The sequence below is a fragment of the Bradyrhizobium sp. genome (assembly GCF_049512235.1).
Classification (GTDB): domain Bacteria; phylum Pseudomonadota; class Alphaproteobacteria; order Rhizobiales; family Xanthobacteraceae; genus Bradyrhizobium.
The window spans coordinates 1-5,349 of the sequence record NZ_JBEKXH010000448.1 but is presented as its reverse complement, the minus strand read 5'-3'; the positions used below and the strand labels follow the sequence as shown (position 1 = coordinate 5,349).

The following is a 5,349-nucleotide window of genomic DNA, read 5'->3' as shown; positions in this document are numbered from 1 at the left end:
AACGTCGCCATGGCCGTTGACAGCCGCGGTTCCCCCACGCGAAATCGTCAATAAGTTGATATATAGCTTCACCTGAATGATCCCGGACCATCCTCATCACCCCAACCGATTCGCTGCGCGCATGACCGCTGGCTTGCTGCCGGCGCTGGCGCTTGCCGTGGCGTGCCTGTGGAACAGTTCGGCTGCGGCGGACTTTCGTCTGTGCAACAACACCTCGAGCCGGGTGGGCATTGCGCTCGGCTACAAGGATGCCGAGGGCTGGACCACCGAAGGCTGGTGGAACGTGTCCTCGCGGAGTTGTGAAACCCTGCTGCGCGGTACGCTGGTCGCGCGCTTCTATTATATCTATGCCCTCGATTACGACCGTGGTGGCGAATGGTCGGGACAGGCCTTCATGTGCTCGCGCGACAAGGAATTCACCATCAAGGGCACCGAGAATTGCCTGGCGCGCGGTTTTGACCGCACCGGCTTCTTCGAGGTCGACACCGGCGAGCAGCGCGCCTGGACCGTGCAGCTGACCGAGTCGAACGAGCAGCCGGCGCAGCGGGTGCCGGGCGTTCCCGGGACCATCCCCCCCGGCGGCACCATTCCGGGCCTGTCGAATTCGCCGGGCACGCCAGGCCTGCCGCCACCGCCCGCAGCGGCGCCGGGAAGCAAGCCATGAGGCGTCTTCGCCGCATCAAGATCCTTGCCACGCTCGGCCCGGCATCTTCCGACAGCGCGATGATCCGGCGCCTGTTCGAGGCCGGCGCCGACGTCTTTCGCATCAATATGAGCCACACCTCGCACGACAAGATGCGCGAGCTGGTCAAGACCATTCGCAATGTCGAATCCAGCTACGGCCGGCCAATCGGCATCCTGGTCGATCTGCAAGGCCCGAAGCTCCGCCTCGGATCGTTCGCCGAAGGCTCGATCCAGCTCAACAATGGCGAAAGCTTTGTTCTCGATTCCGACAAGACGCCGGGCGACAACACCCGCGTCCAGCTGCCGCATCCGGAAATTCTCGCCGCACTGCGGCCGGGTCACGCGCTGTTGCTCGACGACGGCAAGGTCCGCCTGATCGTAGAGGAAACCTTTCCCGACCGCACCGTCACCCGCGTCGTGATCGGCGGCAAGATGTCCGACCGCAAGGGCGTCAGCCTGCCGGACACCGATCTGCCGGTGTCGGCTATGACGCCGAAGGACCGCGCCGATCTCGATGCCGCGCTTCTGACCGGGATCGACTGGGTCGCATTGTCGTTCGTGCAGCGCGCCGAAGACGTCATCGAGGCCAAGAAGATCATCCGCGGTCGCGCCGCCGTGATGGCCAAGATCGAGAAGCCGCAGGCGATCGACAGGCTGCCGGAAATCCTAGAGGTGTCCGACGCCCTGATGGTGGCGCGCGGCGATCTCGGCGTTGAATTGCCGTTGGAGCGGGTACCAAGCCTGCAGAAGCAGATGACGCGGATGGCCCGGCGCGCCGGCAAGCCGGTGGTGGTCGCAACCCAGATGCTGGAGTCCATGATCCAGAGCCCGGTGCCGACGCGCGCCGAGGTTTCCGACGTCGCCACCGCGGTTTACGAAGGCGCTGACGCCATCATGCTGTCGGCGGAGTCCGCCGCCGGCAAGTATCCGGTCGAGGCGGTCTCGACCATGAACCGGATCGGCGAGGAAGTGGAGCGCGACCCGACCTATCGCGGCGTGCTCAATGCGCAGCGCGCAGAACCGGAGCCGACCGTCGGCGACGCCATCGCGGACGCCGCGCGACAGATTGCGGAGACCCTCGATCTGTCGGCGATCATCTGCTGGACCAGTTCGGGATCGACCGCATTGCGGGTCGCGCGCGAACGGCCGAAGCCGCCGATCGTGGCGATCACGCCCAATCTCGCCACCGGGCGCAAGCTATCGGCGGTCTGGGGCGTGCATTGCGTGGTCGCGGAAGATGCCAAGGATCTCGACGACATGGTCAGCCGCGCCGGCTCGATCGCGTTCCGTGACGGTTTTGCGCGGGCCGGTCAGCGCGTGATCATCGTCGCCGGCGTGCCGCTCGGCAGTCCCGGCACCACCAACATGGTGCGCATCGCCTCCGTCGGCCCGAACAGCGACGCGGATATTTGAGGCGGGCGCGGCGCTCAATCAGCCGTCATTTCGGGTGCCTTCGGGCAGGCACATGCCGACCAGAGGCGCAGGCCCGGAATACGTGACCCCCTGATCGTGGATATGGTTCCGGGCTCGCTCGTTTCACTCGCGCCCCAGACGCGCCAATTAGCGCGTCTGGGGCGACAATCCCTCAACTCAGCAGCGTCGCATCGAGCGTAATTTTCGTATTCAGCAATTTCGACACTGGACAACCAGCCTTGGCCATGGCCGCCAGTTCCTCGAATTTTGCTTTGTCGGCGCCGGGGATTTTTGCGCTCAAGGTCAGGTGCACGGAGGTGATGGCAAAGCCCTCGCCCTGCTTTTCCAGCGTGACATCGGCTTTGGTCTCCATGTGTTCGGCAGTGAGCTTGGCCTCGCCGAGGATCAGCGACAGCGCCATGGTGAAGCAGGCGGCGTGCGCCGCGCCAATCAGCTCTTCCGGGTTTGAGCCCGGTTTGCCTTCGAAGCGGCTGGCGAAACCGTAAGGGTAATCCTTGAGCGCGCCGCTTTTGGTCGAGATCGCGCCCTTGCCGTCCTTGATACCGCCCTGCCATTTGGCTGATCCAAACGTCGTCGTCATACGAGGCTCCATCCGATTGGTTGAACAATTGGTGCTTCTAGCGACCAACAGCGCAGGATATATGGATGGATCGCGCCACATGAAGCCCCGGTCACCCCCGCCGCGAGGCTGGTCTGCTGGGTGTTGGCCGCCGTGACGCCGGCCTCAGCAGTTACTGGAACTACGGCAGCGAGGGCAAGGTCGGCGATACCGCTTCACCTTCGACCGCAATACCTTTCTGATCTACGCGCCGACCAGTGCTCTCGCCGGCAGTACCGCCTGCACTACGAGGCCCCGGGCGCGGGCGTCCATGACGCCGACGGCGCGCAGCGCCAAAAGCGTCACGGTCTGAACCGCGTCGCGCAGTCTCGTCGCATCGTCCAGATTGTCCGGCGCCAATGGCCCGACCAGCGCTTCATGCAGCGCGCCCAAAAGCGCGGTCGCCGCCAGCGCGGTGTCCTGCGCCGGCAGATGCCCGGCGCGGACAGCAGCGTCGATCCGCGAAGCGATCTCGCCTGATATCTCGCGACGGCTCGCCAGCCTCGAGGCGGTGACGTCGACATCGACCGGCTCGGCCAGGATGCCCCAGGCGAGTTTGCGCTGCGACAGCAGGTGCACGGCGACCGTGGTGACGGCGGCCGCCAGCGCCGACGATGGCCCGGGGGCTGCGTCGGCGGCGCGGCGGACCGCAGCCAGTTCATCGCGCGAGACCTCCGCGATCAGTTCGGAAATCAGATCGGCCTTGGAGGGGAAATAGCGGTAAACGGTGCCGGCAGCGACATTGGCGCGGATCGCAACCGGCGCGATCTGCACTGCGGCCATGCCGCCCGCGGCAGCGGCATCGCGCGCCGCTGCCAGAATGGCGCTACGCCGCGCCGCGAGGCGCTTTACGACTTGATGGGTCCGCCGATAGACCATGGCGCGTTTCTCGTCCCGGCGCGCGCTGCGGCCGAATCCAGCAGTCGAGGCGCCTATATTCAGTTTTTTTTGGCGATTTGGCAGAAATCGCGCCGAAGAACTGAACAACTATTCATGACCGATGACAAGACGAAATATTACAATTCGTGCAGCTCTAAAAGCTGCTCAGGCACTCGCGGCTGATAGCAGCGGCGGCGCCGGCTCACGCCGCCACCACGGACCGGCGCGGCGTGCGATCAGAGCCGTGACAATAAGCGTGGCGAAAAGTCCGAGCGGTGCTCCGAAGAAGATAAAACCCAGGATCAAGCCAAGTGCGCAGCCCAGCGCCGCAAGTTCGTAGCGGCGAAAGCCGGACGTGAGCCCGATGCGGACGAGGAAAGCGACCGCTATCGCCAGCACCATCATGTCGTACATGAACAGATATGGCGTGATCAGCAACGTTCCGGCCGCGAGCCCCGCAGCTTTCAACTGATAGCGCACCCGGCTGCGCCACATCAGCGCCAGCGCGACCGCCACCGAGCCCGTCATGATCCACTGGAATATCCAAGCGAGCTGCTCGGTGCCGCCGAGAAAACGCACCAGCGCGAAGATGCTCTGCAGCTTCCAGAAGGTGGCTTTGCCCTCGGTCAGGAAGGCCTGCGAAAACATCGGCATCCAGTGGAAAAACGCCTGCCAGCTCTCGGTGCCGAAGGCCAGCCATGAGGCCAATGCCATCAAACCTGCCACAATGGCGGCGGTGAAGAACACGGTCCACTGCGACGCTGCAATCAGCACGATCGGAAACAACAGCCCGTATTGCGGCTTGTAGGTCAATAACCCCAGGCAAATCCCCGCGAGTACCGGCCGCGCCGGCATCAGAACCAGCGTCCCGCCGATCAATGCCGCGGTGAGAAAGCCGTTCTGTCCGACCAGCGTATTGTTGAGCACGATCGGAAACGCCACCGCCAGTACGAGGCCGAATGGCCGGCCGACGATCGCGCGCATGACCGCGAGATAGGGCGCGAAACTGACCGAGACCCAGCCGATGAAAGCAACGGCATAGGGAAACTGCGCCAGCAAGGTCGCGACGAACAGGAACGGCGGCGGGTAATGCCAAGCAAAATGGCCAATGAAGTCCTGACCGAGCAGGGCGACCTCGAGCTGTTTCTGGATATCCCAATCCCAGGCCTGCGCCGGATGACCGTCGAGCGCCAGGCGGCCGGCCGCCCAAACGTTGACGAAATCGGTTGGGATCCCCAGCCCATTGGGATCGTAAATCCACCAATGGGAGAAGTACGCCGTCGGGAAGTAGCTGGCGTTGATGACGAACAGCACGAAGCAGACGTTGAACAGCGAGGCGGGTATTGCGCTTGGTTCAGGCGCAATCGGGTAAGCGGTAACGGACGTGACCATGCGAAATCCCTTGGGCGCGCGCCGCGTCCCGGCGGAACGCACACCACCTCGACCAATAGGCCACAGCCCTTAAGAAATATTAAGAGCGAGCCCTCTCCGGGGAGGATTTTCGTAGTGAAAAGACCATCCAACAGCAGCGCCTGGATCAGGCCGTCCTCAATGCAAGCCTCCGCAACGACCTCGTCAGACGCTCGCGAAGATGGCGAATTCATTTCCCAAATCGTGGTATTGGCAAATGCCGAACCCTAATCACGCGCTTGCGCTTGTGCGCGTTGGCGCGCTTCGCATGGTTGGCGATTTGGTCATACATCCCGACGCGGCCGAAACCCTGCCGGGCGAGTCCTACACAATGCCGAACCCTA

Annotated in this window: 5 protein-coding genes; 2 read left to right on the top strand and 3 right to left on the bottom strand. The window is 63.8% G+C overall.

Annotation, left to right across the window (positions count from 1 at the left end; translation table 11 throughout):
* The first annotated feature begins 76 nt into the window (after positions 1 to 76).
* Both ABSG20_RS29050 and pyk read left to right on the top strand, forming a co-directional pair.
* Entirely contained in the window at positions 77 to 664 is a 588-nt protein-coding gene (locus tag ABSG20_RS29050; protein ID WP_423867905.1) for a DUF1036 domain-containing protein, read from the top strand.
* Entirely contained in the window at positions 661 to 2,097 is a 1,437-nt protein-coding gene (gene pyk / locus ABSG20_RS29045; RefSeq protein WP_423867904.1) for a pyruvate kinase, read from the top strand. Before ABSG20_RS29050 ends, pyk begins: the two co-directional genes overlap by 4 nt.
* 172 nt (positions 2,098 to 2,269) lie before the next feature.
* Here pyk and ABSG20_RS29040 read toward each other — a convergent pair whose 3' ends face one another.
* The 3 genes from ABSG20_RS29040 to ABSG20_RS29030 form a co-directional block, all read right to left on the bottom strand.
* Positions 2,270 to 2,698, bottom strand: a complete 429-nt coding sequence (locus ABSG20_RS29040; protein WP_423867903.1) for an OsmC family protein — start codon at positions 2,696 to 2,698, stop codon at positions 2,270 to 2,272.
* A gap of 222 nt (positions 2,699 to 2,920) precedes the next feature.
* Positions 2,921 to 3,595: a TetR family transcriptional regulator gene (locus ABSG20_RS29035; protein ID WP_423867902.1), complete on the bottom strand. Its 675-nt coding sequence runs from the start codon at positions 3,593 to 3,595 to the stop codon at positions 2,921 to 2,923.
* 165 nt (positions 3,596 to 3,760) lie between these two features.
* Positions 3,761 to 4,987: a glycosyltransferase family 87 protein gene (locus ABSG20_RS29030; protein ID WP_423867901.1), complete on the bottom strand. Its 1,227-nt coding sequence runs from the start codon at positions 4,985 to 4,987 to the stop codon at positions 3,761 to 3,763.
* Positions 4,988 to 5,349 lie beyond the last annotated feature (362 nt).

Coding starts and splice junctions, on each gene's coding strand:
- ABSG20_RS29050 (WP_423867905.1), top strand. CDS start 77: ATGATCCCGGACCATCCTCATCACCCCAACCGATTCGCTGCGCGCATG.
- pyk (WP_423867904.1), top strand. CDS start 661: ATGAGGCGTCTTCGCCGCATCAAGATCCTTGCCACGCTCGGCCCGGCA.
- ABSG20_RS29040 (WP_423867903.1), bottom strand. CDS start 2,698: ATGACGACGACGTTTGGATCAGCCAAATGGCAGGGCGGTATCAAGGAC.
- ABSG20_RS29035 (WP_423867902.1), bottom strand. CDS start 3,595: ATGGTCTATCGGCGGACCCATCAAGTCGTAAAGCGCCTCGCGGCGCGG.
- ABSG20_RS29030 (WP_423867901.1), bottom strand. CDS start 4,987: ATGGTCACGTCCGTTACCGCTTACCCGATTGCGCCTGAACCAAGCGCA.